General features: G+C 63.1%; 32 protein-coding genes and 1 tRNA gene. 20 read left to right on the top strand and 13 right to left on the bottom strand.

Going from position 1 to position 26666, the window contains the following annotated elements; translation table 11 throughout:
* Positions 1-379: 379 nt before the first annotated feature.
* The 5 genes from V3330_RS06705 to ald all read right to left on the bottom strand — a co-directional run bounded on the left by V3330_RS06705 (position 380) and on the right by ald (position 5578).
* The gene (locus V3330_RS06705; RefSeq protein WP_354694620.1) at positions 380-1114 is read right to left on the bottom strand and encodes a TorF family putative porin; all 735 of its coding nucleotides are present in this window, start codon (positions 1112-1114) and stop codon (positions 380-382) included.
* A 300-nt stretch (positions 1115-1414) separates the two neighbouring features.
* Positions 1415-2764 carry a glutamine synthetase family protein gene (locus V3330_RS06700; RefSeq protein WP_354694619.1) on the bottom strand — a complete coding sequence of 450 codons (1350 nt, stop codon included), beginning with the start codon at positions 2762-2764 and terminating at the stop codon, positions 1415-1417.
* Positions 2765-2809: 45 nt separating this feature from the next.
* Positions 2810-3700 carry an agmatinase gene (speB, locus tag V3330_RS06695; protein ID WP_354694618.1) on the bottom strand — a complete coding sequence of 297 codons (891 nt, stop codon included), beginning with the start codon at positions 3698-3700 and terminating at the stop codon, positions 2810-2812.
* Between the two features lie 87 nt (positions 3701-3787).
* Complete coding sequence (locus tag V3330_RS06690; protein ID WP_354694617.1) at positions 3788-4348, bottom strand: cupin domain-containing protein; 561 nt, start codon at positions 4346-4348, stop codon at positions 3788-3790.
* Positions 4349-4456: 108 nt separating this feature from the next.
* The gene (gene ald, locus V3330_RS06685) at positions 4457-5578 is read right to left on the bottom strand and encodes an alanine dehydrogenase (protein ID WP_354694616.1); all 1122 of its coding nucleotides are present in this window, start codon (positions 5576-5578) and stop codon (positions 4457-4459) included.
* A 139-nt stretch (positions 5579-5717) separates the two neighbouring features.
* Between ald and V3330_RS06680 the strand changes: the two genes are divergently transcribed.
* The 5 genes from V3330_RS06680 (at position 5718) to V3330_RS06660 (ending at position 9398) form a co-directional block, all read left to right on the top strand.
* Positions 5718-6206: an Lrp/AsnC ligand binding domain-containing protein gene (locus tag V3330_RS06680; protein ID WP_354694615.1), complete on the top strand. Its 489-nt coding sequence runs from the start codon at positions 5718-5720 to the stop codon at positions 6204-6206.
* A 68-nt stretch (positions 6207-6274) separates the two neighbouring features.
* Positions 6275-7006 (top strand): hypothetical protein, encoded by a 732-nt coding sequence (locus V3330_RS06675; RefSeq protein ID WP_354694614.1) that lies wholly within the window; start codon positions 6275-6277, stop codon positions 7004-7006.
* Positions 7007-7480: 474 nt separating this feature from the next.
* A complete protein-coding gene (locus V3330_RS06670) occupies positions 7481-8398 on the top strand; it encodes a histone deacetylase family protein (protein WP_354694613.1) in 918 nt (305 codons plus the stop codon).
* Between the two features lie 93 nt (positions 8399-8491).
* Positions 8492-8565 (top strand) — tRNA-Gly (locus V3330_RS06665).
* Positions 8566-8630: 65 nt separating this feature from the next.
* Entirely contained in the window at positions 8631-9398 is a 768-nt protein-coding gene (locus V3330_RS06660) for an SEL1-like repeat protein (RefSeq protein WP_354694612.1), read from the top strand.
* A 19-nt stretch (positions 9399-9417) separates the two neighbouring features.
* Here V3330_RS06660 and V3330_RS06655 read toward each other — a convergent pair whose 3' ends face one another.
* Genes V3330_RS06655 through V3330_RS06640 form a run of 4 tightly spaced genes read right to left on the bottom strand, consistent with a single transcriptional unit; the run spans position 9418 to position 13705 of the window.
* On the bottom strand, positions 9418-11520 hold the full coding sequence (locus V3330_RS06655; RefSeq protein WP_354694611.1) for a tetratricopeptide repeat-containing sulfotransferase family protein: 2103 nt from the start codon (positions 11518-11520) through the stop codon (positions 9418-9420).
* Positions 11517-12542 (bottom strand): YheT family hydrolase, encoded by a 1026-nt coding sequence (locus V3330_RS06650; protein WP_354694610.1) that lies wholly within the window; start codon positions 12540-12542, stop codon positions 11517-11519. Before V3330_RS06650 ends, V3330_RS06655 begins: the two co-directional genes overlap by 4 nt.
* Positions 12539-13300 carry a lysophospholipid acyltransferase family protein gene (locus V3330_RS06645; protein ID WP_354694609.1) on the bottom strand — a complete coding sequence of 254 codons (762 nt, stop codon included), beginning with the start codon at positions 13298-13300 and terminating at the stop codon, positions 12539-12541. The genes V3330_RS06650 and V3330_RS06645 overlap by 4 nt, the downstream gene beginning before the upstream one ends.
* Positions 13301-13306: 6 nt before the next feature.
* Positions 13307-13705 carry a hotdog fold thioesterase gene (locus V3330_RS06640; RefSeq protein WP_354694608.1) on the bottom strand — a complete coding sequence of 133 codons (399 nt, stop codon included), beginning with the start codon at positions 13703-13705 and terminating at the stop codon, positions 13307-13309.
* 226 nt (positions 13706-13931) lie between these two features.
* On the opposite strand from V3330_RS06640, the gene V3330_RS06635 reads away from it, so the two are divergent.
* From V3330_RS06635 to V3330_RS06625, 3 genes are all read left to right on the top strand, one after another.
* Positions 13932-14978 carry a CDP-6-deoxy-delta-3,4-glucoseen reductase gene (locus tag V3330_RS06635; RefSeq protein ID WP_354694607.1) on the top strand — a complete coding sequence of 349 codons (1047 nt, stop codon included), beginning with the start codon at positions 13932-13934 and terminating at the stop codon, positions 14976-14978.
* 183 nt (positions 14979-15161) lie between these two features.
* Positions 15162-16115 carry a LysR substrate-binding domain-containing protein gene (locus V3330_RS06630; protein ID WP_354694606.1) on the top strand — a complete coding sequence of 318 codons (954 nt, stop codon included), beginning with the start codon at positions 15162-15164 and terminating at the stop codon, positions 16113-16115.
* Between the two features lie 293 nt (positions 16116-16408).
* Positions 16409-17542, top strand: a complete 1134-nt coding sequence (locus tag V3330_RS06625) for an oxidoreductase (RefSeq protein ID WP_354694605.1) — start codon at positions 16409-16411, stop codon at positions 17540-17542.
* A gap of 55 nt (positions 17543-17597) precedes the next feature.
* Here V3330_RS06625 and V3330_RS06620 read toward each other — a convergent pair whose 3' ends face one another.
* On the bottom strand, positions 17598-17819 hold the full coding sequence (locus tag V3330_RS06620) for a hypothetical protein (protein ID WP_354694604.1): 222 nt from the start codon (positions 17817-17819) through the stop codon (positions 17598-17600).
* A 126-nt stretch (positions 17820-17945) separates the two neighbouring features.
* Between V3330_RS06620 and V3330_RS06615 the strand changes: the two genes are divergently transcribed.
* The 12 genes from V3330_RS06615 (at position 17946) to V3330_RS06560 (ending at position 23013) form a co-directional block, all read left to right on the top strand.
* A complete protein-coding gene (locus V3330_RS06615) occupies positions 17946-18176 on the top strand; it encodes a type II toxin-antitoxin system RelE/ParE family toxin (RefSeq protein ID WP_354694633.1) in 231 nt (76 codons plus the stop codon).
* Positions 18173-18544: an addiction module antidote protein gene (locus V3330_RS06610; RefSeq protein ID WP_354694603.1), complete on the top strand. Its 372-nt coding sequence runs from the start codon at positions 18173-18175 to the stop codon at positions 18542-18544. Before V3330_RS06615 ends, V3330_RS06610 begins: the two co-directional genes overlap by 4 nt.
* A 311-nt stretch (positions 18545-18855) precedes the next feature.
* On the top strand, positions 18856-19302 hold the full coding sequence (locus V3330_RS06605; protein WP_354694602.1) for a hypothetical protein: 447 nt from the start codon (positions 18856-18858) through the stop codon (positions 19300-19302).
* A gap of 114 nt (positions 19303-19416) precedes the next feature.
* The gene (locus V3330_RS06600) at positions 19417-19764 is read left to right on the top strand and encodes a hypothetical protein (RefSeq protein WP_354694601.1); all 348 of its coding nucleotides are present in this window, start codon (positions 19417-19419) and stop codon (positions 19762-19764) included.
* A 122-nt stretch (positions 19765-19886) separates the two neighbouring features.
* Positions 19887-20384 (top strand): DUF3291 domain-containing protein, encoded by a 498-nt coding sequence (locus V3330_RS06595; RefSeq protein ID WP_354694600.1) that lies wholly within the window; start codon positions 19887-19889, stop codon positions 20382-20384.
* Between the two features lie 10 nt (positions 20385-20394).
* On the top strand, positions 20395-20622 hold the full coding sequence (locus V3330_RS06590) for a VOC family protein (RefSeq protein ID WP_354694599.1): 228 nt from the start codon (positions 20395-20397) through the stop codon (positions 20620-20622).
* A 32-nt stretch (positions 20623-20654) separates the two neighbouring features.
* Positions 20655-21173: an energy transducer TonB gene (locus V3330_RS06585; RefSeq protein ID WP_354694598.1), complete on the top strand. Its 519-nt coding sequence runs from the start codon at positions 20655-20657 to the stop codon at positions 21171-21173.
* A gap of 112 nt (positions 21174-21285) precedes the next feature.
* Positions 21286-21423 carry a hypothetical protein gene (locus tag V3330_RS06580; RefSeq protein ID WP_354694597.1) on the top strand — a complete coding sequence of 46 codons (138 nt, stop codon included), beginning with the start codon at positions 21286-21288 and terminating at the stop codon, positions 21421-21423.
* A 98-nt stretch (positions 21424-21521) separates the two neighbouring features.
* Positions 21522-21683: a hypothetical protein gene (locus V3330_RS06575; RefSeq protein ID WP_354694596.1), complete on the top strand. Its 162-nt coding sequence runs from the start codon at positions 21522-21524 to the stop codon at positions 21681-21683.
* Positions 21684-21715: 32 nt separating this feature from the next.
* Positions 21716-21952: a hypothetical protein gene (locus V3330_RS06570; protein ID WP_354694595.1), complete on the top strand. Its 237-nt coding sequence runs from the start codon at positions 21716-21718 to the stop codon at positions 21950-21952.
* Between the two features lie 66 nt (positions 21953-22018).
* The gene (locus V3330_RS06565) at positions 22019-22540 is read left to right on the top strand and encodes a DUF6714 family protein (RefSeq protein WP_354694594.1); all 522 of its coding nucleotides are present in this window, start codon (positions 22019-22021) and stop codon (positions 22538-22540) included.
* The gene (locus V3330_RS06560) at positions 22537-23013 is read left to right on the top strand and encodes a YpsA SLOG family protein (RefSeq protein WP_354694593.1); all 477 of its coding nucleotides are present in this window, start codon (positions 22537-22539) and stop codon (positions 23011-23013) included. The genes V3330_RS06565 and V3330_RS06560 overlap by 4 nt, the downstream gene beginning before the upstream one ends.
* Here V3330_RS06560 and V3330_RS06555 read toward each other — a convergent pair.
* From V3330_RS06555 to V3330_RS06545, 3 genes are read right to left on the bottom strand one after another with little or no spacing between them, the layout of a single operon-like run.
* Positions 23005-24768, bottom strand: a complete 1764-nt coding sequence (locus V3330_RS06555) for a class I adenylate-forming enzyme family protein (protein WP_354694592.1) — start codon at positions 24766-24768, stop codon at positions 23005-23007. The two genes, V3330_RS06560 and V3330_RS06555, sit on opposite strands and share 9 nt — an antisense overlap.
* Positions 24769-24787: 19 nt before the next feature.
* The gene (locus V3330_RS06550) at positions 24788-25216 is read right to left on the bottom strand and encodes a nuclear transport factor 2 family protein (protein WP_354694591.1); all 429 of its coding nucleotides are present in this window, start codon (positions 25214-25216) and stop codon (positions 24788-24790) included.
* A 56-nt stretch (positions 25217-25272) separates the two neighbouring features.
* Positions 25273-26631, bottom strand: coding sequence for a phytoene desaturase family protein (locus tag V3330_RS06545; protein ID WP_354694590.1), 1359 nt, complete (start codon positions 26629-26631; stop codon positions 25273-25275).
* Positions 26632-26666 lie beyond the last annotated feature (35 nt).

Raw genomic sequence — 26666 nt, 5'->3', positions numbered from 1 at the left:
GCTACATCGTCCCTCCCATCCCGGCGCCCTTCATCTTCCCGAATCCGGGCGCTGTACACCATACGAGGCTACAGGGACGTATTCACGCCGTCCCCTGAGGGGAATGTGCCGCAGCGCCTGCCTGTTCGAGGGCACGGTTTCCATGAGCCTTCCAGACAAGCGGAATCCAGCTAACGCTAAACCAGTAAAGTCTCCAGGCTATTGCACCAAAGCCCTGAGGGGAAAGCACCGCAGCACCTCCCTGCTCGAGGGTACGGTCATCCAAAAGCCCTGCAGACGAGCGGAATTTAACCAATGCGACCACAGAAAAGAATCAAACCGTTGCGTCACGATCCTGTCGCCAATGTGCCACAACGCCCGCTGGCTCGTTACCCCGGAATCAGGGGAACGAAACGGTCATCGATGCAATGGCCCGGAAACTGTTATCGAACACACCGTCATCGATCTTGTAAATGCCGTCGAGATCCGTTCCAACACCCTTGAGTTCGAAGTAAAGATTATCACCCACCGAATACCCCGCTCCAAACCCGTAATTCCAGTAATCAGGCGAGCCGAACGCGGGTCCGCCGTCATCCTCATCGAAGGCGTTACCGAAGCTGTAACCTCCATAGACGAACAGCGAAACACCATTATCGAACTCGTAACCGACACTGGCGTCCGCGTACCACCCGCTCTCATCGACACCGGCGAAATCGTCCGAATACGAAAGTTTGACACTGAACAGGCTCCAGCTCAGCCCGCCGTAAAACTCGAGAAAATTGGCTGAACTCAGGTCAGGGTACTGGTAAAACAGCAAGCCGACGTCCCAGGTGACCCCGGTGGAGCCGAGCTCCTGTGCGTAGCCGATCACCCAGTCGAGTTCCAGCCAGGCATCGCTGTCCGAACCCCAGTCCAGCGACGATCCCCACAGCGATGCGTATAAGCCGCTCTCGTGCGCATAGTCCAGACTGCCCTGCACCGCCGAATCATCAGCGGTCTGGGAAAATCCCCGGTAATCGTAGTCCGAGGTCAGAGCCAGTGTTCCGCTCAATTCAGCCTCCGCCGCATTGCTGACCAACAGCGCCGCCAGCGCCGCACTCCATCCCAACACCTGTGACTTGCTGCAAGTACCCATTGCATCGCTCCTCGCCGGCGTGCCGGCTTGTGGTTGACAGAACATCCCCATGCTGGTTCTGCAAGGGACGTGCCATACCTTGGAAGCCTCGATAATTCAGATACTTGAGAAGCCTTTATCTGCCCGAGCAGGCGACAAGACGCTACCTTCGTGGTGCACGCACGCACAGCCGTGCACCATCCATGGGCAGTACGCGGAACAGGCCGAAGCGGGCCAGGGGGTACGAATCAGGGCGAATTCACCCGCGGGGAAACCGGACCGCCCGGGACGGGCGGCGCCCGGCGATCACGGTCGCGGTGCCTATACGTTGAGCAGCAGGAACTCGCGCTCCCAGGAACTGATCACCTGCTGAAATTCCGCGTGCTCGGCCATTTTCACGGCCTTGTACAACTCCACGAATCGCGGGTGCATCAGTTCGACCAGTGATTCGCAGGCATCGAGGTAACGGAATCCTTCCTCGATGGTACGTGGCAGCGCATGCGGCAGATGGTGGGCGCTGCCCTCGATCGCGGCCGAAGGCTCAACCTGCTCGCGAATCCCGAGCAGTCCCGTTGCCAGCATCGCGGCGACCGCGATGTACGGGTTTACATCGGCACCGCTGACGCGATGCTCGATGCGGCGGTTGGCGCCGTCCGAACCGGGCACCCGCAGCCCAACCGTGCGGTTGTCTTCGGCCCAATGCGAATTGATGGGAGCGGAATAGCCCGGCGCCAGGCGTCGATAGGAATTGACGTTTGGCGCGAAAAACGGAATTGCCGCATTCAAGTATTTCTGTTGCCCGCCAATGAACCAGCGAAACCGGTCGGAGGGCGAGCCATCCTCGTTGGTGAAGATGTTCTGCTGTGACTTCAACGAAATCACGCTCTGGTGCACGTGCATGGCACTGCCCGGCTCTTCCTCCATCGGCTTGGCCATGAAAGTGGCATAACACTTGTGCAGGATCGCGGTCTCACGCACGGTACGCTTGAACAGGAACACCTGGTCGCAGAGGTCCAGCGCGTCGCCATGCTGGAAGTTGATCTCCATCTGCGCTGCGCCTTCCTCATGGATCAGCGTGTCTATCTCCAGTTCCTGAGCCTCGCAGAAATCGTACATCTGCTCGAACAGCGGATCGAACTCGTTGACCGCATCGATACCAAAGGACTTGCGCGCCGTTTCCTTGCGTCCGCTACGGCCGGTGGGCGGTTCCAGCGGGTTGTCGGGATCCTTGTTGACTTCGGTGAGGAAGAACTCCAACTCGGGCGCCACCACCGGCCGCCAACCCTCTTCCTCGTAGGCCTGCAACACCCGCTTGAGAAGCTGGCGTGGTGCGTATGGCACGGGGGTCATGTCCTGGTAGTAGCAATCGTGGATGATCTGGGCCGTCGGCTCATGCGCCCACGGCACGAAACGCACCGTGCCCGGGTCCGGCGCGACGTGCATGTCGCGCTCGGCCGGATCGACGATTTTTTCGTAGACATCGTCCTCGGGCCAGTCTCCGGTCACAGTTTGGCCGAACAGGCTCTCCGGCAACCGGATGCTCTCCTCCCGCAGATATTTTTTGGCCGGTGTGATTTTGCCGCGCGCGATGCCGGCGATGTCCGGCACCAGGCATTCGATTTCAGTGATCCGGTTGCTTTGCAGCCAATCCTTGAGTTGCTCGAAGTCCATTGTTGTTCCTGTTGTGTAACCGCATGACTCGCAGGCGATGGCCTATCATACCCCCGCCGCGCGGGTGTAAAGCATCTCCAATGCCAGGGTGGCGGCGGCCAGGCTGGTCAATTCCGCATGGTCGTAGGCCGGCGAAACCTCGACCACGTCCATGCCGCGAATGTCCACGCCGACGAGGCCGCGAATAATCCGCAATGCCAGGTCCGAACTGAGCCCGCCGGCCACCGGTGTTCCCGTGCCGGGCGCGTAAGCCGGGTCCAGACAGTCGATATCGAAGGTCAGGTACACCGGCCGATCCCCCAGGATCTCACGGACTCTCCGGCTCACTTCATCGGCGGAATGCTCATTCACCCAGGCCGCATCCAGCACCTCGAACGGGTGCGCGGCACGACTGAACGTGGTGCGGATGCCGACCTGCACCGATTGTTCCGGCAGCAGCAGGCCTTCTTCGACAGCGTGGTGGAACATCGCGCCGTGATCGAAGGCGGTACCCTCGCTGTCGGTATCGGTATGGGCGTCGAAATGCAGCAGCGCCAGTGGGCCGTGGGTCCGGGCGTGCTCGCGCAGAAGTGGCAGGGTCACGTAGTGATCGCCACCAAATCCGAGCACGGTCCGGCCGGCCTCGAGCAGAGACCGGGTGTGTGCCTGGATGGCATCCGTGGCGGCCTGGGGCTCGCCATAGGGGAAATCCACATCGCCGGCGTCGGCGATGCGCAGACGGTCGGACAGTTCGAAATCCCATGGGTAGCGCGGCTGGTCCCAGACCAGATTGGCCGAGGCCTGCCGAATGGCGCCCGGCCCCGAGCGCGTGCCGGCCCGGCCGGACGTCGCCATGTCGAACGGAATTCCCGTGATGACCACGTCGGCTTCGGGGCAGTCCCGATACCAGGGGACTTCCAGGAAGGTAAACGGATTGCGGTAGATGGCGACGGACATGGACACTCCTGTTGCGGTTCAACCGCGGGCTCCGGGGCGCTTTTCTCCGATCAATCGATTCGGCCGGCGGCGGGTCTTTGCCCGCAATCAGATGCTCGGCGGCGTATTGGCGCTGACCAGATGGGCCGGCTCTTTGCCGGCATTGCGAAAACGGTGGGGCAGACGGCTGTCAAAATAATAAGCGTCCCCGGCCGACAACAGCCAGGTCTTGCCGGCCACGGTCAATTCCAGTTCGCCTTCAACGACCACGCCGCCCTCTTCACCGGAATGCGCCAGCAGATCTTCGCCGGTATCGGCTCCCGGGGCATACACTTCGCTGAGGATGGACATGCTGCGATTTCGACGTGCTGCGGCGACCAGGCGATACTCGACCGGCCCGGCGCCCATGTTCGGCAGGTCCGCCGCGCGAAAAACCACGTCGTCAGGGCCGCTCAGATCCCGGGTGAAGAATTCAGCCAGGGTCATCGGAAACGCCGCCAGGATCTTCTGCAGAGATCCCACCGACGGACTGACCCGGCCCTGTTCGATCAGGGAAATCATTCCGTTGGTGACACCGGCGCGCTTCGCCAGCTCACGCTGACTCAGGCCGAACGCGGTGCGTGCCGCCTTGAGTTTCCCGCCCACATCCTCGCTGACCGCTTCAGCCACCGGCACACCTGTTCAATAAGTTAAACACCTGTGCGGAGGGTAGCGAAATCCGGCGCCCGCCGGCAAGCCTGCGCCGCGGCGATCCGATCTTGCGGCCGAACCGCAGGCTCAGTCAGCCGCGAGCGCCTGCCCCGGCGCGACGAAGTCGTAGCCCAGGTCGCGCGCCACATCCGCGTGGGTGACTTTGCCGCCATAGACGTTGAGGCCCGCCAGCAGATGGGGATTTTCCAACATGGCCTGCCTGGGCCCTTTATCCGCCAGTTGCAGCGCGAACGGCAGGGTGGCGTTATTGAGAGCGAACGTCGAGGTCCGCGGCACGGCACCGGGCATGTTGGCCACACAGTAATGAACGATGTCGTCGATGATGAAGGTGGGTTCGGCATGCGTGGTGGCCCTGGAGGTTTCGAAGCAACCTCCCTGGTCGATGGCCACATCCACCAGCACCGAACCCGGCCGCATCAGCTTCAAGTGCTCACGGGTCACCAGCTTGGGCGCGGCCGCGCCGGGCACCAGCACACCACCGACCACCAGGTCGGCATTGCGAATGTGGTTTTCAATGGCATCCGCGGTGGAATAGATGGTCTCGATGCGTGACTCGAATATGGCGTCGAGGTGGCGCAGAACCCGTGCGCTCCGGTCCAGCACGACCACACGGGAACCCATGCCGATGGCCATCTGGGTGGCGTTGAAACCCACGGTTCCGCCGCCGATGACCACCACCTTGGCCGGGGCCACGCCGGGCACGCCGCCCAGCAGCATGCCCGAACCGCCGTGCGCTTTCTCCAGGCACCAGGCGCCCGCCTGGATGGACAGCCGTCCGGCAACTTCCGACATGGGCGCCAACAGGGGCAATCCGCCGCCGGTATCGGTCACCGTTTCGTAGGCAATACAGGTGGCGCCGCTGGCGACCAGGTCTTCGGTCTGTGGAGCATCGGGAGCCAGATGCAGATAGGTAAACAAGGTGTGGTGCGGCCTCAGCATGGCGCGCTCCACCGCCTGCGGCTCTTTCACCTTGACGATCATTTCCGCCCATTCGAACACCGCCTCGGCATCCGGCAGGATTACCGCGCCGGCGGCGCGGTAATCATCGTCCGTCATGCCGATACCGGCACCGGCCCCGGCCTCGACCGCGAGATCGTGTCCGTGCGCGGCCAGTTCCCGCACCGACGAGGGCACCAAGCCGACCCGGTACTCATGATTCTTGATTTCCTTGGGGACACCGATCTTCATGGAAAAGCTCCGACAGATTGATCTTCTAATTCTAGCGGAGAATACTTGGTATTTTATCCTGTAAATTCCTTTTAAGTAGCGTAATATTCTGTTTGACGTCCTCGAAAGCGAGAATCGTACACAGCCTGGAAGCCCACAGATGAACGCCGAACGCCCGAACCCGCCGCGCGCCCTGGACCGCATCGACCGCCAGATTCTGGAGCTGTTGCAGGCCGACGGCCGGATGTCGAACATTGCGCTGGCCCGCCGGGTCAACCTCACGCCGACCCCCTGCCTGGAACGCGTCCGCAGACTGGAGCGCGACGGCTACATTCGCGGCTACACGGCCCTGTTGAATCCCGATCTGGTGGGCGCCAGCCTGCTGGTATTCGTTGAAATCAGCCTGCAACGCAACTCACCGGATGCCTTCAAGGAGTTCGGCCAGCAGGCGGCGCGGCTCAGCGGTCTGCTGGAGTGCCATCTGGTTTCGGGTAATTACGACTACCTGATCAAGGCCCGGGTGCGCGACATGCACGAATACCGCTCACTGCTCAGCGAGAAGATATTGGCGCTGCCCGGGGTCAGCGACTCGCGCAGCTACGTGGTGATCGAAGAGGTCAAGGAGAGCACCGTGCTGCCCATGTCCTGAAACCCGAGCGCAATCCGCCCGCATTTTCGCAAGAGATGAAATACCATGGGTGCCACATGAAAACCGCTTTGAGTCGAACTCTGCGATTCCTGGTGATTGCCACCGGATTCGCGCTCGCCGCCAATGCCGGCGCCGAGCCGACTGCCTACGTCGTTGAGGCTGAGTTCCTCGCCGCGCTTTCGGCACTCGGTTTGCCGGTAACCCACGAGGGATTCGAAAGCGCCGCCTGGGACGGCGTTCGAAGCTCCATCGTGGACGGCGCGCACACCGCGCCGAGCGTAAGCAGCAACGGGCTGGTTTGGTCCGCCAACAACCTCAGCAGCGAAATCACAACCGGTGTGGGTGCGGCGCTGAGCGGGCAATACGGCGTGTATTCCAATCCCCACGGCAGTTACGAAAACCCGGACCCCGGCGCCGATTGTTACACGCCGGGCGAATGCGGCGACGGTTTCCGCGGGGTTGCCGAAAACGGAATTCTCTACGCGATCGGTGGCTGGGTGGAAACGAATACGCCCTATGCCAAACTCGGTCTGTATCTGGGTGACTACCCCACCAACCCAATCGATTTCGGTGAAACCTGCGACCCGCCGGAAAGCGAAAACTGTGTTTCCCATTCCACCATCGGCACGCAATCCCAGTTTTTCGGCGTGATCGACCCCGCGGGCTTCGATCGTTTCGAATTCCGCGAACTGGAAGGCAAACTGGAAATCGGCGGCGGCGACATCAAACTCATTTTTGCCGATGATTTCAGATTTTCGCTGGGTGAACCGGAACTCGTGTTCAAGGACGGTTTCGAGTAGAGCCGACCCCGGTCTCAAGCTTCACGGCGCAGGTGTGAGTCGCCATGTCAATCCATTCAAGACACAATTGGGGCGCATAAAACAACGCCCGGCATTTGCATGCCGGGCGTAATTTTCTTACGGGGGAACTTGTCTTCGAATTGTAGGTGTCGCCCTACAGCGCCAATCCGTGGCACCGCCTATCCTCACACCATGATCCCGCCTGGCGTCCTGCCGTGTGCGGGTCGGTTGTGCCGGGCTAACTCCTGTCGGCCCGTGAACGCCGCTGCTTTTGTTTGAGACCGCAACCTTCCTTGGCTGCCGGTCCGAGCGCCGCTGCGTTCGTCACCTTGGAGCATATTCTGGCGGTTGAGCCAATTTGGCACCACTGTCAATAGTGACGGTTTTAGCCGTTGAAACTCCCAGCAACCCGACAGCGTGGACCGCCCCGGATAACGTGTTAGGCTGGACCCACATCCGCTCAATCCCATTGAATTGACCACGCTCATCATTCACCACGACGCTTGCCTGGCGCACGATCCGGGCCCGCAACACCCGGAGTCACCCGCCCGCCTCAAAGCGGTACTCGGGGCGCTCGAGGAATTGCCACATACCGAACGGCTGCCCGCCCCGCTGGCGACCACGGAGGCGATCGAACGCGCGCATCCGGGCGACTACTGGCGGGCCATCGTCGCAGCCGGGCCCGCGGACGATCGGGTCGCGCTGGATCCCGACACCCTGCTTTCTCCGGGTTCCATCGACGCCGCCCTGCGCGGCGCCGGGGCCGCCTGCTTCGCGGTCGAACAGGTGCTCGGTGGCAGGGCGCAAAACGCGTTCTGCGCGGTGCGCCCTCCCGGCCACCATGCCGAGGCGGACCGGGCCATGGGTTTCTGCCTGCTCAACAACGCGGCCATCGCGGCACGGCACGCCCAGGCCGCGTGCGGTCTCGAACGCATCGCAATCCTGGATTTCGATGTACACCACGGCAACGGCACCCAGGCGATCTTCGAGTCCTCGCCCGACGTGCTGTACGTCTCCAGCCACCAGGTTCCCCTTTATCCGGGCACCGGCTCAGCCGACGAGGTCGGCCAGGGAAATATCCTCAACCTGCCACTCTCACCCGGCAGCGGCAGCCGGGAATTCCGCCGCGCATGGACTCAATCGGGACTGCCGGCCCTGCACGCGTTCCGACCAGAATTTATTATTTTTTCGGCCGGTTTCGACGCGCATGCCCTCGATCCGCTGGGCCAGATCGAACTGGTCGAAGACGACTTCACCTGGATCACAACCGCGGTGCGCGAGTATGCCGAACAGCAGTGCGCGGGCGGCCTGATCTCGATCCTGGAAGGCGGTTACCACCTGGACGCACTGGCCGCCTCCGCGGCCGCCCACGTCGCCGCACTCACGAACTGACCCGGCTCGGGGCGGCGGTTGGTGCGCATTACAACAATTCTGTTACCATCTGCGCTTTCGGGCGCCAACGTGAAGCCTGAAGGCATCGGGCACGCGGGTGTAGTTCAATGGTAGAACGGGAGCTTCCCAAGCTCTTAATGAGGGTTCGATTCCCTTCACCCGCTCCAGCTCAAACCCCAGGCCGTTCACGGGCAGCCATCACCACCAGGCCAAACCGGCAAGGGAACCCGTCATGACAGCCGCCAAGACCCTGACCCTGCTCATTGCAGTCACTCTGCTGATCGGTATTTCAACCGGCCTTGTGGCCGACACCACTTCGCGCTATCACGCCGAACAGCAGCACGCCGACACCCTGTACGAGAATGGCGAGTATGACGACGCCATGAAACGTTACAAAAAGCTGGCCAAGAAAGGTGACAGCTTCTCGCAATACCGGGTGTCCTACATGTACCTGGAAGGCCAGGGCGAGGAGGAAGACCTGGTCGAAGCGTTCGCCTGGGCTTACCTCGCCGCCCAGAACGGTCAGAAGGAACTCAAGGATTACCGCGACGCGGTCGGCAGCCTGGTTCCGGAAAAAAAGCGCCGCAAGGCCGAACGCCGGGTCGACTATTACATGCGCAAGTGGGGCAACACCTCCCTCGCCGCTGATGCCTCACGAGGTGCGCGGCACGAATTGCGCTCCTGTACCGGATCCCGTCTCGGCACGCGTTGCGAGGAAGTCTATGCCATGCAGATGCCGAAATTCTGGGCGACGACCCCTGGCCACGGTGGGGGATCGCGGGGTGACGGCGGCAGTGCCGCACCCTCCGGATCGGTTGCAAGCGCGCAAGGCAATGGCGCCGGCGGCGCCGTGCAGGACATGGCCTATTACCAGGAACTGCGTGCCCGCATCCGCGCCCTCGACCAGTACATCGGCGAGGAAGGCGGCAATGTCGAACTGGGCGAATTCGAGGTCATCGAGGACGATCAGCCGACCGGCGCGGAAAACGAAGGCGGCTGATCCACAGACCCGGGCCCGATCAGTCTTCCAGCGCCTCGAACACGGACTGTAACCAGGGTTCGTAGTGCTTCCAGCTGCCCGGCTCGGGCAGCTCCTGGCGCGATTGGGACAGATAGGACCGCTCAACCCCGTCGTCCCACGGCAGCGACAGCGCCGCCAGGGTTTCACGCAGCACGGCGCCCGGATTGCGCTGCAGTTCAGCGGCGTCCACATCAACATACTTCAACGGCACACCGGCCTGGCAGCGCTCCAGCAAGCCCATTTGACGGCGGTACAGCCGGGCCATGCCCTCCTGATCCCGATAGCCGTTCTGCAGCCAACTCAGCGCCATGTCGCGCGGATCCTGCCGCAACAACAGCATGTGCGCCTGGGGAAACAAACGGTAGATGGTGGGAAAGCCCTCCACGGTCAACCACATCGCATCGACGGTCACCAGGTCGCCGGCCCGCGGGTCCAGCCGGGTAAGCGCCTTCCAGTACTTGCGGCGGGCCAACTGGATTTGTGCCGAGGTCATGGCATCCAGGGGTGACTGTCCCTGTGGGTGGCTGGCCAGCAGGCGGCGTTCGGTCTGCGAGGCGGGAGCGTCGTCGATCACCCCGATGCCGGGATGCCCGGCCAGGGCACGAAGCAGATCGCGACGGCCACAGCCTGGCCAGGCAAATACGAAGACCGGCTCCGGCCGGCCGTCATCCAGCGGCTGCGGCGGCCAGGACCAGGCCACCTCCCGGTCCATGGCGGTTTCCGCCGGTTCGTTGACCTCGAGCAGCAAGGGTTTTTCCTCACGGACGGTCACCACTTCGGCGGTTCGCGGATCCAGGCCCAGGTATTGTTCCCAGGCCGCCTGATGCTGACCGTTTTCGTGCAGGGCGCGACCCAGAAGACCGACGACCTTTTGCCGCTGCCGGTGGTCCAGATCGTGCCGGCGCTGCGCGCCGCGCAGTCGCTCCACAGCCTCGGCCACGCGGCCGTCTCCCAGCTCCTGCCCCGCACGCAGCAGAACCGCGTCGACCAACGGTGAATCCGCTTCCAGCAGGCGGTCTATCTGATCGTCGGCCGCCTCCCGTTCTCCCGCCTCCAGCAGGGCACGCGCCAGCAACAAACGAATCCGCGAATCCGGTGCACCCCCGCTGAGCAGTGGCCGCAGCAATTCCCGGGCTCCGGCCGGATCGCCGGCTTCGAGTCGCGCTTCAGCCAGCAGCCGGGCCATGCGTTCGCTGTCCGCCGCCTGTTCCAGGCGCGGACTCAGTCGTTGAATCACGTCACGCGCCTTGCCCATGTCCAGTTGCACGCGCGCCAGGTTCAGCAGCACGTCTTCAGCCTCATTCGAAAGCCGCATCGCACGCAGGAACGCCCCTTCAGATTCCTTGAGACGATTCTGCGCCTTGAGCGCCCGGGCCAGCCCCGAAACCGTTTCCGCCGACTCTCCGCCGGCATCCAGCACACGGCGAAAGTCCACCGCCGCCTCGGGATACTGTCCGCTGTCCAGCCGTGAGCCGGCCAGCAGGGTCAGGGCACGGAGATTGCCCGGCTCCTGCTCCAGCGCATTTTCAAAACACTGGATGGCGAAGCCGGGGTTGCCGGCGGCGATGAAGGCACGGCCGAGATGCAGCTGGGCCGAGGCGTTTTCCGGCTGCTCGCCCAGCACCTGCTGCAGATAATTGATGGCATCATCCGGCCGATCCTGCTCCAGCAGCGCCAGGCCCATATTGGTCAGGGTCTGCAGGTTTTCGGGCTCGGTGCGCAGGGCCTTGCGCAGGGCATGCTCGGCGGCGGCGTAACGGCCGCGAGCCATTTCCACGGTGGCAATGCCATTCTGGGCGGCCACGAAATTGGGGTCGATGCCGGCGGCGGCGTGAAATGCCTGCTCGGCCGCACCCAGCTCGCGCCGGCGCAACTGCACCATGCCCAGCGAGTAATGCAGGGTCGGGTTACCGGGCTGCACCCCAATCGCCCGATTGAGCAATTCGACAGGCTCTTCGAGATCGTTCTGGCCCTGGCGGGTCAGCGACAACATGAACAGGACTTCGGGGTTGTCCGGCTCGTCCTCCAGCATCCTGCGATACAGGGTCTCGGCGGCGGCGTAGTTGCCGCTTTGCAGATGTTCGAGTGCTTCTTCGATCATGAGGCCAGGCTCCGGCCGGCCGCTTCGGCTTCACCGGTGGCGCGCAGCATGCGCTCCAGCAGCAGATCCTCGGCCAGGCTTTCCAGTTTCCAGTTCTTCAGAAATCCGCAATGACCACCGTACTTCGTCACGAGTACTTCGAGCCAGGGAATTTCGGGCAGGCGCGCGAAATCATCGACCGGCACCACCGGGTCATCTGCAGATGTAAGTATGGTCGCGGGCACTTTCAATGGCGCCAGCCGGTCACCGGCAATCGAATAGCCATCGAAATAGGCGATCTCGTCGGCGAATCCGGCATAACGCGTGGCGAGATAATGGGTGCGCGCACGCAAGCCGCGAATCCGGTGCCAGTCCTCATCGCCGTACAGATCCGGAAAACAGGCCTGTTTGATGCGCAAGGAACGCGACCATTTGTGCTCGAAATAGCGCTCGTAGAAGCGAATGCCCTGCTCCATGGCGAGCATGGCCCGGGCCGGGTCGATCACCGGGCAGACGCTGAACACCTGCTGCAGCCGCAGGCCCGCCCGCCCGGCCTGCAAGGCCACCCGCAAAGCGAAATTGCCGCCCAGCGAATAGCCGGCCAGGCACCACGGACGTTCGCCGATGCGTGCCTGCAGGTCGCGCAGCGCCAACACCACCTCGTCAAGGCGGCAGGAATGAAAGATTCCGGAATTGAGATGATGGGTCTCACCGTGGTCCCGAAAATTGAGCCGGAAGACATTGAACCCCGCATCGAACAGCCGAGCGCCGTTGGACAGGATGTAGTTTGAATTGACACTGCCTTCCCAACCGTGCAGCAACACCACCAACCCACGCTCACGCCCGTCGCGCTGTGCGGAATGAAACCCCTCCAGCCGGATGTCGTCGCCGCCGTTCAGTTCCCACGCCTCCTCGACCGCTCGCAGGCTCTCCGAACGCCGCCGCACCAGGCGCCGGCGGATGGGACTGCTGCTGAGCAACGACTGCGCATGCCGGCTGCGCAGGCCGGGAGGCGGCAGGAAGGTTTCGAGTCTGTCGGTCATGGCAGTGGCGCGCTCGCCCAGGCCTGCTCCACTGCTTTCTGGGCACGCAGGGCGATTTCGCGCCGCGGCAGATCCCCGGGCCGGAATCGCGGCAGTATCCAGACTTCGGCCGTACACGGCGACCGCGCCAGCAGACGAAAAAAATTGCCCAGGAACCCTTCGCCCGGCAAAAAAGTCACTTCCTCGTCGGCAGCGCCGGCGCGCACGTAGCGCACCATCACCGGCTGCACCCAGGCATTGGACTCCAGCGCCGCCGCGAACAGGCGGGCATGAAAACGCTTGATGCCCGGGCCGGGCAGGATGCCACCCTCGGCGAATATCGCCACCTTGCGTCCGTTCTTCAGGCGTTCGGCCATGGTGACGACCACGCCGCGCGAAGAATCATGGTTGCCACGCTGGTGAAACACGGTCTCGCCGATCCGGGCCAGCCAGCCGGCCAGCGGCCAGCGCTCGATTTCAGCCTTGGCGACGAAACCCATGGTGGACAGGCTGTGCAGCAACTGGATGTCCAGCCAGGAGATGTGATTCGCGGCCACCAGGTGCGGGCCCGGCTCAAAGCTGCCGCTCACCTTGCGCCGCAACCCGAAAATCCGGCACACCATGGCGGCCCACCACGCCTGCACGACTTCGTTGACACTGCGGCCACTGGCCGGAGGCCGATTGAATGGCGGCAGGAAGGTCAGCAAAGTCAGCGGCAACCCGATCAGCAGATGAGCCAGCAACCACGGCACGCGGTAGAACAATCGCCAACCGGACACGGCCGCTCAACCCCCGCTCGTGCCGTCCCCGCGAATGACGCGGACGGTCAACCGGGCGCTGCAGCACAATCGTCCGTCCTCATCGGAGATGTCGATGGTCCAGAAATGCATGCTGCGCCCGATTCTGAGCGCGCGGCAGACACCGGTCACCCGGCCGTCGCGAACCGACCTGAGGTGCGAACCACCGACATCGACGCCAACGACACGGGTGTCTGACTGATGGGCGACGAGCATCATGGACGCCGTGCTGCCCAGCTCTTCGGCCATCACGATGGACATGCCGCCGTGCAGCAGGCCGAGTGGCTGCCGGGTGCGTTCGTTGACCGGCATGGTGGCAATCAGGAAATCAGGCCCGATCACCTCGACTCGCAGGTCCAGGAACTCACTCGCGCTTCCGCGGGTCACCGCGCGGAGTCGCTTGAAGTCGTATGGCCCCTGAGAAATATATCGATGCACTGCACTCGATCCTTTGCCCGGTCAAACGCGCAGACTAGCACACGCACCGGTACCGCTGAACCGATACGCCGCCCCGCGACATCGATTTCCCGAGCGTGGGTTTTGCGGGAATTTCGGCCCTTTTGGATTCCACCCGGCGATGGGCCACAATAGCCACCGCGAAAAGGAGAAGGAAGTGAAGAAATTCCAGGTCACCATGGCCACCAACGGCCGGACTTTCACCGTGAAAGAAGGTGAGAGCGTGCTCACCGCCGCGCTGCGACAAGGCGTGATGTTGCCGTACTCGTGCAAGAACGGCACCTGCGGCAGTTGCAAGGGCAAGGTGCTCAAAGGCGAAGTCCATTATCCGTTCCACCCACCGTTGGCGCTGGAGCGGCGCGACCATGCCGAACGCTACGCTTTGATGTGCCAGGCGGAACCCCTCGAAGACCTGGAAATCAAGGTACGCGAGATCGAAGCCGTGCGGGATATCGAGGTGCGGCTGATGCCGGCCCGGGTGATGGAAAAGAATCTTCTCACCGACAACGTCATGCAGTTGTGGCTCAAGCTGCCGGCCGCGCAGCGGCTGCAGTTCCTGGCCGGCCAGTACGTGGACGTGCTGCTCAAGGGCGGCAAGCGCCGGGCCTTCTCCATCGCCAGCACTCCATCTCACGAGGACGCCATCGAACTGCACATCCGTCACGTCGACGGCGGCGATTTCACCGGCCACGTGTTCGACACCCTGCAGGTTCGCGACATCATCCGCCTGGAAGGCCCGCAGGGCAATTTCTTCGTGCGCAACGACCGGCCCGAACGCCCCCTCGTCCTGATCGGCGGCGGCACCGGTTTCGCTCCGCTCAAGTCGATGGTCGAACACCTGTTCGAGAATGGCGACAAACGGGACATCCACCTTTACTGGGGAGCGCGCTACTACGCCGACCTCTACATGAACGACTTACCCGGCACGTGGGAAGCCGAGCACGAAAATTTTCACTACCAGCGCGCGTTGTCGGAACAGGACGGCACCGACTTCACCGCGTACTGCGGCCTGGTCCACGAAGCGGTCGTCAAATACCAGACCAACCTGCCCGACTGTGATGTCTACATTGCCGGCCCACCCGCAATGATCGACACCGCCCGCCCCGCCCTGCTCGAAGCCGGCCTCACGCCGGACCGCCTGTTCTACGACTCCTTCGAATTCGGCGTCGATGTCCCCGTACGGGTGCTGGCGCGGCCGCATTGAGCGGTCCCAGGCCAGCGTAGCGACCTGTTGCACCACCATCGCGGCGGCACCCTCTTCCGACACGCGGCCCAACGACGGGACTCACCAGTCCTGCACACGGTAATTCGGATGAACCGCCGACGGTTCTGGAGTACCGACCCGGGTGCTATCCTACGCCGGAAACCGAACGGGCTGGATTGTCAGATGAGGAAAGCGCTTCCACTTAACGGCCTGCGCGCTTTCGAGGCCGCAGCACGGCACATGAGCTTTCAGAAAGCGGCTGACGAACTGGCCGTTACGCCCACGGCCATCTCCCACCAGATTCGACAACTGGAAGACCGGCTCGACATCGCCCTGTTCGTCCGCCGGCCCCGACCCATCACCTTGACCGACGCAGGCGCTTCCCTGTTCCCGGCGGTGCGCTCGGCGCTCGACGACCTGGACGTCGCCGTACAGGCCATCAAGCCGAATCCCGATCGTGAGCGCTTGACGGTGAGCATGACCAATGCGTTCGCCACTCACTGGATGCTGCCCCGACTCAACCGGTTCCAGGAACGCCACCCGGAAATCGCCGTCAACGTCCATGCCGGGGAAGCGGTCGTCAGCCTGGAAAAAGGTGAAGTCGATTGTGCGATCCGCTACACCAGCGAACTGCCTGAGGACATGATCTGTTTTCCCCTGTTCCGCGACAGCTATTTTCCGGTCTGCGCTCCGGAACTGCTCGAGGACGGAGCGCCCACTGCGGATCTGGCGCAACTGTGCCGGAACCGGTTGCTGCATTTCGAATGGAAACGGCGTAACGCAGACAACCCGACCTGGGTGAAGTGGTTTGACAGAATCAGCCAGCAGACGGAGGTGCCAGCAGTATGTTCTCCCAGTCGCGGCATCCGGTTCAGCGAAGAAACCCTCGCCATCCAGGGAGCGATCCAGGGGCAGGGTGTCACGCTCTGCAGCACCTTGATGACCGCCGACCACATACGGAAAAAGCGGCTCGGCATTGCGTTCGATTTCCGTATTCCGGGCTTCCTGAGCGCGCTCGTGTACCCCCCTGCCGCCAGACAGCGGAAATCCATCACCCTGTTTCGAAAATGGCTCCTTGCGGAGGCGGAGGCGTTTCGTGCCGAAAACCCTCCTGATTTCTTCTACGAAGTTGAATAACCGGCCCTGCACTCGCGCCTTTGCAGCGTCTCCGCGACCTGCCGGCTGACGCGATTCTTCACCCGGACCGCCTGGCCCGACCGGCGTCAGGCTTTGTATCCAGTCGTTCCAGCCTGGATGAGTTTTATTCAGCTTCGTGCTGAACAATCCCCTTTTGTCGTGACCGGAAGCAACGCCTAAAGTACTTGCCCAGCGGCGAGTGCACCACGATCCGACAACAACGACCTGAACGTCGGCTGTACCGGCACGAATCGACAACTCACGAATGGACAACTTGAACCAGGAGATATCTCGTGACAGACCAACACCCGGCACTGAACACCATTTCAGCAGGAAAACTCAGGCTGGCGAACCGCGCCGCCGTCGCGCCAATGAGTCGCGTCAGTACCCACGGAGACGGCGTTCCCACCGGAGCGATGACCGAGTACTACCGGCGTTTCGCAGCCGGTGGCTTCGGCCTCGTCATCACCGAGGGGACGTACACGGACCGCGAATTCGCCCAGGCCTACCCCAACCAGCCCGGCATGACCACCGAAACCCAGGAGCAGGCGTGGCGACGGATCGCCGAAGCGATCCACGCCGAAGGCGGCACGGTGTTCATGCAGCTCATGCATGGCGGCGCTCTGTCCCAGCACCTGTCCGGCACGCGTGCCGCCTCCGCCATTCAGCCTCTGCGCACGATGCTCGCCGGATACAGCCGCAAACAGGGACTGTTTCCCAAACCACAGGCCATGAACCTCGCTGAAATCGATGCGGCGATCGACGGCTTCGTCCAGGCGGCGCAGCGCGCCGAGCGTGCGGGGTTCGACGGTGTGGAGATCCACGCGGCGAATGGCTATCTGCTCGACCAGTTTCTGACCGACTATACGAACCTGCGCGAAGATCAGTACGGCGGCCCGGTCCGAAACCGCATTCGCCTGACAGCCGAGGTCATCACCGCGGTCACGCGTGCCGTCGGTTCGGACTTCGTCACCGGGGTACGCCTCTCCCAGGGCAAAGTGAATGATTTCGACTATCTGTGGGGCGGTGGCCTCGCGGATGGCGAAGTGATTTTTTCCGCGGTGCACGAAGCGGGCGCCGACTACATCCACTTCGCCAGCGAAGGTCAGGGCTTCGATCACGGGTGCCTGACCCGCGAGGGCGACAGCCTGACGAAACTCGCCCGTGACGTTACCGGCCTGCCACTCATCGCCAATGGCGGACTTCACAATCCCTCGGAAGCCCGCCGTATTCTCGACGAAGGCCATGGCGACCTCGTCGCGATCGGCACCGGTGCACTGGTCAATCCCGACTGGCCGAAAAAAATCGCCATGGGTCAGCGTCTGCTGGATTTCGATCCGGGAATGTTCGGAAACGGCGTCGATGTCGAATCGCAGTTCCGATGGGAGGCCAGCCGCGACGGCGACTCTCATGCCATGGCCGCCTGAAGTCGAGACGTATGACGTTCAAGCAACGAATCATCTCGCCGAATAAGCCACCGGCTCACCACCGCTCATGATTGAGCTCACGGTCAACATCGACGTACCCGACCTCGACCGGGGCATCGCCGAACTGTCCGACCCCTTCGGCAACGGCTTCTGACTGATCCAGTACACCGAAGCCGGCTACGACGCCATCGTGGACTGAGCGCTGCGCCCGTAGGCAAGGCCGTCGGATGTTTCTTTCGACCGACTCGGCAACGCTTTGCAGGATGCGACCTTCCATTCGTGTCGGCTATCGGCATTGCTTTCTTTACGAAGAGACTCGAAAGCGATTAGGCGGATACGGTAATTGCCTCGCGACTGACGTCGGACACCTCGGAGCGCACGACTTGCTGCACGACCCGCCCGAATCGAGCGTCTGGCATTGGGCAACCCCGGCCAGCACAGGACGCTCAAGCATGGGGTGATGGAAATGAAGGTCGACTTTGGACCAGGTTACAGGGTGTACTTCATTCGGCGTCGTGAAGTGACCGTGATTTTGCTATGTGGTGGTGACAAGTCGAGCCAGCGAGCCGATATTCTGCGCGCATACTCAATGGCGCGCGAATTGAAGCCTGGGTCAGGAGGCGGTCGAGATTGACCACGCAAACCCGCGATTACGATGTCGCACGACATCTCAGGAACGAAGAGGAGATGGCAGCGTACCTGGAAGCCTGCCTTGCCGAATGCGAGGGTGATCCGTCATTGGTCGCCAAAGCACTCGGCGACATCGCGCGCGCCAGGGGAATGAGCGATATCGCGCGAGAAACCGGCCTTGGACGCGAGAGCCTGTACAAGGCCTTGTCCATCGAGGGCAACCCGCAACTGGGAACGGTACTCAAGGTGATCCAGGCTCTGGGACTCAAGTGGTCCATACGCCCCTCGTACGCCAACCGGCTGACCACAAGTGGCGCGGAATCCACGAGCCAACAATCCGACTCTAGCCCTGTCGTAAACTCAACCGACTGACCCTGGCCGGCCTGGCAGCATGACTTAACCAGGAATTAACTCCTGATTGTTACTATTTCGGGATGACCCGACCCAGGCTGCTTCAGGCCGCCCGCCTCCGGCCACCCCCGATACTCGTCGCAGTGATACTGGCGTCGGTACTGCATGTTGTGCTGCTCGTAATTCCTTCTCGCCAACCGATGAATCCTGCGCACGCACCCCCGCTGCCGAGGGACTCGATCCGCCTGGTCATTTCGGCTGGTCCGGACAGACCACCCACTGCTGAGACTCCCCCTACGGCACACGAACCCGACGTACCATCAACGGATCGGATGGCCGTCTCCGATACCGGAGAGGCCGATCGCGCCGCCAACTCACCGGCAAGCGTCGACTCGCGGTCGAACGAGTCAGCCACACAGGCACCCGACGCCGCTGACCCGCCCATTACCGCCCGATCCTTGATCGCAAGACAATTTCTTCCCGAGAACCCCCATTCCACCGCCGATCTCACCCTGGCTCGCGCTGCCGCCTCCCGGCTGGACCCGGACTTCCAGTTTCCCGAACGCCAGAACATGTACGAGCTGCTCGATCGGCGACTGCCACACCTTCCGTTCGACTACGAACCGGGACTGGTCACGTTCAGCTACGAACCTGGCTGGCGCGGCGAAATCCAGCGCGCCTGGGATTTTCTGACGCCGGAGTTCGGCTGGATTACAAAAAACGGAACCCATGTCGAATGCCGGTTCGTGCTGGTCGTTGCAGGTTGCGGATGGGACTGAGACACCAATGGCACCTGGAACGCTGAGAGATTCCGGAGGATGGCGGCACTAATGGGGTGAGCCGCGGTCGAACCGGGGCGCACGGTCCATCCGTCCGACACAGGAGCGACGATTATGAAGCGAGTTGTGGTGGCATTGATGATTCTCGCGGGCATCCCGTCCGCGTGGGCGGCCGGTGACGGGTATGCCGTGGCTGTCGAGGTTGTCCGAAACGGCACCGTGATCGACGAACCGGTGTTCACCGTCCGGCCCGGGCACACCACCCGCATCGAGTCGGAGGGTGCCTACGCGCTCGCCCTGCTGCTGGAAGAAGACCCCGCCGGCACCGTGAGTGTCCAGGCCACCTTCAGCGACGGAACGAAGACGGTCGAACCGCGTCTCCGGGTCGAGCCCGGCCAGCGCTTCGGCATGCAGGCCGGTGATACCCACGCCTGGATGAGCCTGCGCCGCCCTGGCGGCTGATCGTTATTCGCCGAGGAACCTGCACACCCTGCAGAAACCGGATCGAGTTCCTGCACAGGCCGGCCGCACTCAGGAACCCGTGAGTCCGCCGGGTCAGTTCTGGAAACGAGGAGTGAAACACCATGCCCCGATACGAACTCGCCCAGCTGAACATCGCCCGCCTCGCCGCACCGCTGGATTCACCGCAGTTGGCGGATTTCGTCGCCAATCTCGATCGCATCAATACGCTGGCCGAGGCGTCTCCCGGTTTCGTCTGGCGCCTGCAAACCGAGGAGGGTGATGCCACCGGCATCCGCGACTTTGGTGAGGAATACATCGTCAACCTTTCCGTCTGGGAGGACGTGCAGTCGTTGCACGACTACGTCTACCGCACCGCGCACACCGAGGTGCTGGCCCGGCGCCGAGAATGGTTCGAACGCATGGACGAAGCCTACGCCGTGCTGTGGTGGGTGGAAGCCGGCCACCGGCCCGATACCGCCGAGGCCCGGGAACGGCTGGAGCAGTTGAGGGCCCACGGGCCGACACCGGCTGCCTTCACTTTCAAGCAGGCCTTTCCGCCACCGTCCGGCAGGCCCGGCGAGTCGGCGGACGGTTTCGCGGATCCCTGCCCCGCCACCTGAGGCCTGAACGGTGACGGCGCGGGTCATCGGCATAGGCGGCGTCTTCTTCCAGTGCGCCTACCGGGAAGCACTCTCCCGCTGCTACGCCGACGCCCTGGGCATGCGGGTCGAGGCAAAAGGCGGCCGCCTCGTCGGCGACATCGAATGCTACGACTACGGACGCTTCGGCTCGTTCCTCGATCCCGAGGGCAACAAGGTCGAGTTGTGGGAGCCCGCAAGCCAGCCCACCGCACGGTGAGAGATTTCCCGGCCTTCCGGCACTAAAGGGATATGCGAAGGCGCAACGGATTCAAACCTGCTTCGATTCTGATCACTCTCATGCTGTGCGCCAGTCCCGGCAGCTTCGCCGACGACGATTCGACTTTGGTAGTCGCCTATGGCACTGAGTTGTCGGACTGGTGGTTGCCCGCCAGGAAGGCGGCGCCCGAGTATCCTGCGCGGGCGCTCGCAAAGCGTACGGAAGGCTGCGTCTCGGTCGCGTTCGTCATCGAATCCGACGGAAGCACCAGTTCGCACCATCCCCTGATATCGTTTCCGTCGACCATCTTCAACCGGTCGGCAGTCAAGGCTGCACGACAGTTTCGCTATGAGCCTGCCGACAGCGAAACGCAGTCGCCCCCGGCGGTTTACACGTTCAACACCTTTACGTATCAGATCGGACCGTCACGCAAACCTTCGGAGAAACGCCGCCAGGAGCTCTTGGCAGTCTGCGAAAGCGCAGCCGCCGAGGCGATGAACGACAAGGTAACCTCGAAACCCACAGAGAGACTGCCCGATGCTCCTGATTGACCGGTCGCGCACCGCGAAGTCACCGTTCTCGGGAACGGATGCGCAAGGAAACGAGAAGGATTTTCAGTTTCTGGCGTTCATTGGAACCTAGTTTCAAGGTGCGGGCCTGCTGATGCTGGTGTTGGGACTGCCAGGCCTGGCTTTGTCACTGTTATCGGACGGGCGCGGCCTGAAGCTCAACCCGGGCGCCATGGTCATCACACTGATCTGGGGCGTGCCGCTGCTGGTCTTGGGACAGGCGCTTCATTGAATGGTGCGGGTCACGGACAACCAGCGACGAGTCATCGGATTGCTTTCCAGTCTTCAGGTGCAACGCACCAAGGCGTGTGAATCGGAAGGGTCCGCAGAATGAACGGTCTCTCGCAACGACAGATCGTCGCAGTGCTGCGCTGGACTATTTTTGCCTCCATGCCTGTCCAGGCCATTTCCCCACCGGATACTTCGGGACAGCGGGCGTACGTCAAAACGGACATCCGCCGCGACGATGATGCGCTGCGACTGAAATGGTGACCGCACTGCCCCGGGACGATGGCTCGATGCTCATGACGTTGCCTATCGGTGCCGCGCAAGCGGTCGACGGGGCACCGCTCGAGTACCTCAACCTCGCCATCACCGACGGCGTGGACAAGCCACTCGCCCTCAACGCGCCACTTCAGACCTGGACAGCGGACGGTGAGTTCGAGGCGACGGTGTTCATCAGCGAGGATCGTCTGGCCGGCCATCCGCTCATCGAGGAGCAGCTGGCCTGCCTGCGCGAGAAGTCGCCCATCGAATGCTGACGGAAGCCCTGCCTGTAGCGCTCGTCCGGCGTACACTGCCCCGTACCGACAGTCCGGACCGTGTTCATGACCGATCTCATCGACCGCATTCGCGCGGCATTCGCCAATGTGCCCTATCCGGGCGATGACCGGTTGACCGATTCGTTCGGCGACGAACCGGACGCGCTACGCGCCGCGTTCGCCGGCCGCACGGACTGGACCACCCTCGAGCCCGAGTTCCTTGACCCGGCCCCGGACGACTGGGGCTCCGCCCTGTCGTTCTTCTCCGCCGAGGCGCTGCAGTTCTATCTCCCCGCCTACCTGATCGCGGACCTCGGGGGCCACCTCGACACTGCCGACCCGTCATTTCGGCTCTGTCTGTTCGTCACGCCCCAGGGCGGAGCCCGCAGGTTGGCGAAGTTCTACGGCGGTGGCACCCTGGGTGACCACGCACGTAGTGAGTTCGCGCGATTCTCCCCCGGGCAGGTGGCGGTCATCGTCGACTACCTGTGGTGGAAACTGGACCAGGATGGCTACAACCCCACGATCGAGCAGGCGCTCGAACACTACTGGCTCCCGCGCGCGGCCGAAACGGAAGTAGACGAGTGACCCTGCGGAGAATCGTTTCGGGCGGCCAGACGGGCGTGGACCGCGGAGCGCTGGATGCGGCGTTGGCGGCGGGGGCCGGGTGTGGTGGCTGGTGTCCCGCCGGGCGGAAAGCCGAAGACGGCGACATCCCGGCGCGTTATCCGCTGGCGGAGATGGGCGGAGGCTACGCGGCGCGCACCGAGCGCAATGTGGTCGACAGCGATGCGACCTGGATCCTGGCCCCCGGGCCATTGCATGGCGGCACCGGTCTGACGGCCCGGCTGTGCACTCGCCACGGGCGGCCCTGTCTCGTTTCGGATGCGAACCGCCTCACGCCGGAAGCGGCGGCCCGGGAGGCGGCGGCGTTCGTTCGTGAACACCGCATCGCGGTGCTGAATGTCGCTGGCCCGCGGGCCAGCCATTGGGGCGAGGGCTGTACCTGGGCGCAAACCGCAGTCAGAGTCCTGCTGGACGAACTCGAATCTTCAGTCTGACTCCGGCATCGCCGCCGGCTCGCTGTCCGCAGCGAGGGACTGCGCCAGCTCCCGCTTCAGGACCTTGCCGGTAACGTTCCGTGGGAGCGCCTCCACGATTTCGAGCCGCTCGGGCTGCATGTAGCGTGCGATACCGGACTCGGCCAGCGCGGCGTTCAGGCCGTCGAGGTCCAGGCGGGCACCGGGTGCCGGCACGATGACCGCGCAGATCCGCTCGCCCAGGCGCTCGTCGGGAAAGCCGATGGCCGAAGCCTCGCGCACTTCCGGCAGCGCCTGAATCGCCGCTTCGAGCTCGCCCACCGGGATTTTCACCCCGCCGCGGTTGATGACGTCCTTGAGCCGGTCGATGTAGTGGAAGAAATCCGCTTCCTCGCCGTCTCCGGCGATCTCGAAAATTTCGCCGGTTCGAAAATACCCGTCGTCATCGAAATCCGAACGGTCCACATCACCGTCCCGGGTCCAGTAACCCGGGAACAGCGCGGTGCTGCGAAACGCGATTTCGCCCGGCGTGTTGGGTTTGCCGATGTGCTCGCCGCTGTCCGGGTCGATCAGCCGCATCTCGCAGGACTCCGCGATGCGCACATTCCAGGGCCGCCCGTCGGAAACCCGGCGCGTCCCCTGGAAGCGCGGATAGTAGCGGGCACGCCGTTGCGGATCGTCGGTGATGTCGGGGCTCGACAGCATGGTCATGCCTTCCGAAGAGCCGAAGGCATTGACCACCTCGATACCGTAGCGGCGTTTGAAATCGGCGATCATCCAGGCATCCAGAGGGGCCGAGCCGCACAGGATGCTGCGAATCGCGGACACGTCGAAATCATCCAGGATGTTCTCGCGCAGCAGCGCATTCATCATCGCCGGCGCCGTAACCGTGTGGTTGATGCGCAAGTCCTGGATCTGCCCCAAAAATACCGGCATGTCGAAAGGCTGGTGCAGCGCGAGCACGCCCTGCAGTTCCAGCCACGGCATGACCATGCCGCTGTAGCCGGCGGTATGGACCATCTGCATCGGCGCCAGGATGCGATCGCCCGGCTTCAGACCACCGGCATCCACGCAGGCGCCACCGGTCCCGTGCCAGTTGTTGTGGCTGCGCGGCACACACTTGGGCACGCCGGTGGTGCCGGAGGTCCAGTGCATGGTGACGATCTCGTTGGCATCGATGTCGGTGGTGTCGAGATGAGCCGCCAGCGCTCGGAGTTCGCCCGCACCGACTTCCGTGCTGAGCAGATCCAGCCCACCATCCGGCGGATCACCGAGTGCGAAAAGCTCGAATATGGGTGTATCGCCTTCCGCGAGAAGGCGCCGGAAGATATCGGCCGGGGCACCGTCCTTGAACTGGGCCAGGGTCATGACCGCGGCCGGCCGCAGATGCCGCACAATGCGCCGCAAGTCCGATTCGCCGTAAGCCAGCATCACCGGGGAAACGATGGCACCGATGCGCGCCAAGGCCAGAAAGGCGATTACGATCTCGACGATGTTCGGCAACTGCACGACAACGATGTCGTCCTTGCCAACCCCGCTCGCGACCAGCGAGGCCGCCAGGCGATCCACCGCTTCATCGGTTTCGCGAAAGCTCAGGCTGTGCGGAGTCCCGAAGGCGAAGTCGCCCCGGTTGGGCGCATCGAGCAAGGCCGGTTCATCCGGGTCGCGACCGCCCCCGGTCTCCACGCAGGCGCGGAACAGGTCATCGACCGTGGTCTGCCCCCACCATCCGGCATCGGCATAGCGGGCGATGGTCTCGGCATCGTGCAGGATCATCGTCAGGGGCGCCTCCGCGTCAGGGCTGCTCGTGCATCGTGTCCGCCACGTCCAACAGGTACTGGTTGGAATCGCCCTTCGTCATGTCCAGATAGCCCTTCATATCGAAGTAGTCCCGCCCGCGCCAGATACGGCCATCCTTGATCTGATAGATGCCCATGTACGGCATTTTGACGGTCGTGCCATCGGGCTGATCGTACTCGTCAATGCCCTCGAAGATGATCTTGTTGTCGTCTTCCACGTAGTTGACGATTCGCCAGCGGCTCGCCACCTGGTGCGGCCACAGGATGGTGATGCCCTTGCGCATGTAGTCCTTGCCGATGAATGGCCGCGTGCCCACGTGCAGGTAGTAGATGCAGTCGTCGGTGAAGCAGTCCAGGGTGGCTTCGAGGTCCTTGGCCTTCATTGAGTCGATGTAGCGCTGTACCGCGTCGTAGGCTTTTCCCATGGTGTACTCCTGATGCGTATGATTTAAAATCGAGCTTCCCGTGCCAGAGTTGATCTTTACTTACCCGACAGAATCTGATCGACCACCAGCCGCGCGCTCATTGCGGCGGCCGGCGTGGCCACGAAGCCGGCAGGCCCGCAGGCGTCTCCCACGTTGAACAGGTTGTTCACCGGTGTCTCCACCGGGATGTTGTAGCCGGGCCACGACCGGGCCACGACATCGGCATCGTTGAGGTCACGTATCTGCACATCGAGAATGCGACCGCCCCTGGCCTCGAAGTCCGGGAACAGGGTATGGACGTCCTCGATATTGGCGCGCCGTTCATCCTCGTGGTCCAGCGGCTTCAGGCAGCTTTTCGGTGTGCCGTAGAATGACATCAGGTGCTTGCCGTCGGGCGCCCATTCGGGGCAGATATTGGTCAACGGAACGCCGGTGACGATGCGCTGGAGCCCCGCCGCCAGGAAGGCGGCCTTGGCCTCGATCAGAGGCTCGTCGGAGACCACGTAGGTGGCCACGATCGGGGTCGGACGGATGCGCTGCCGCAAGCCGTTGACGTATTCCGCACCCAGTGTGCCCTCTCCGGCCAACTCGACGGTCAGCGACGGACCCGCGTTGCTGATGACAATGTCCGCCGGCAACGTCTCTCGCCCCCCGTCTCGTTCAATGACCACACCACTGGCGCGACCGTCGGTGAATTCGATCTCCCGCACCGGCGTTTCCAGGCGAACCTCGCCGCCGTGCCGCAGGATCACGTCGCGCAGCGCCTCGCTGACCGCGACGAACCCGCCCGGGACCAGCGCATACTTGTCCATGCGCGCCTTGCTGGCGGCGAAATGCGCGAACCAGTGGCGGGCCGGATATTCGAAATCGTTCACCGCCGACACCGCGGAGGTGATGGCGTGGAACAAGGCGATCAGATCTTCGTTGTCGGTATATCGCTCCAGCCATTCGCGGAACGTGGGCCCGTCGTCGCCGCCCACGGCCTGGCCGGGATCCTTGAACGCCTTGCCGATCTTGGCGATGGACAGCTCCAGACCGACCCGGGCCATGGCTTTTTTGCCTTCGCCGCCGTGAACCTTGAGGAACATTTCGATCATTTTGCCGATGCCACTTTTCGCGGGCAGTGGCACGAAGTCTCCGTCGCCCTTGATCCAGAACCACATTTCGCTGACCGGGCGCAGGTCGAATTCGGCGCCCACTTCCTTGCAGACTTCCGGCAGGATGCCGGCCAACTGGAACGAAACGGCACCGCGCGGCAGGCGGTAGCCATCGATGATCTGGGTACGCGTGCGGCCCCCGACGGTATCGATGCGGTCGCATACGGTGACGCGGTAGCCGTGGTGCGCCAGCAAGGCACCGGCGCACATACCGCCGACACCGGCTCCAACGATGACGACGCGGGGGGATTCAGACATGAGTCAAGGCTCCTGTGATGGATGGGTCGTGAAAC

It is taken from the genome of Elongatibacter sediminis, assembly GCF_037892215.1.
GTDB classification, from domain to species: Bacteria; Pseudomonadota; Gammaproteobacteria; order Xanthomonadales; family SZUA-36; genus Elongatibacter; species Elongatibacter sediminis.
Note: the sequence above shows the minus strand (reverse complement) of the source record. Positions and strands in the feature narration are given on the sequence as shown.